The 472-nt window shown below is 45.3% G+C and carries 1 protein-coding gene; it reads left to right on the top strand.

Features of this window, described 5'->3' with window-relative positions:
• Positions 1-176: 176 nt before the first annotated feature.
• The coding region (locus COX77_02820) for a hypothetical protein (protein PIZ99008.1) at positions 177-472 on the top strand (296 nt) is incomplete at its 3' end.

Raw genomic sequence — 472 nt, 5'->3', positions numbered from 1 at the left:
TTCTATCTTGCCCGCACTAGGACATTATCATATTGCCTCAACACCTTACCGGTTCATTAATCCGCACCCTCGGCATTTTTTAGCTTGCCTTTAATTGTCGATTAGCGATTCTTTCTATGTATGGTAGCCTGATTAGCCGCCTAACCAATTTAAGGGCGCTATGGTAAAATCAGACAATGGCAAATAATGAACAAAACAGTGGCAATGGGGAGGTAATGGTGATTATCGACAGCAATGCGTTAATCCACCGGGCCTATCACGCTCTTCCGCCATTAAAAACAAGGCAAGGAGATCTGGTGAACGCCGTTTACGGGTTTGTTCTGATACTGTTTAGGATAATAAACAACTTTCACCCCGAATACATTGCCGCAACGTTTGATTTTCCGGCACCGACGTTCCGCCACATTAAGTCTCCCGAATATAAGGCCAAACGCCCGAAAACGCCGGCTGATTTGATAAGGCAAGTTCCGCT

This window comes from Candidatus Komeilibacteria bacterium CG_4_10_14_0_2_um_filter_37_10 (assembly GCA_002793075.1).
In the GTDB taxonomy this organism is placed as follows: domain Bacteria; phylum Patescibacteriota; class Patescibacteriia; order UBA1558; family UBA1558; genus UM-FILTER-37-10.
Note: the sequence above shows the minus strand (reverse complement) of the source record. Positions and strands in the feature narration are given on the sequence as shown.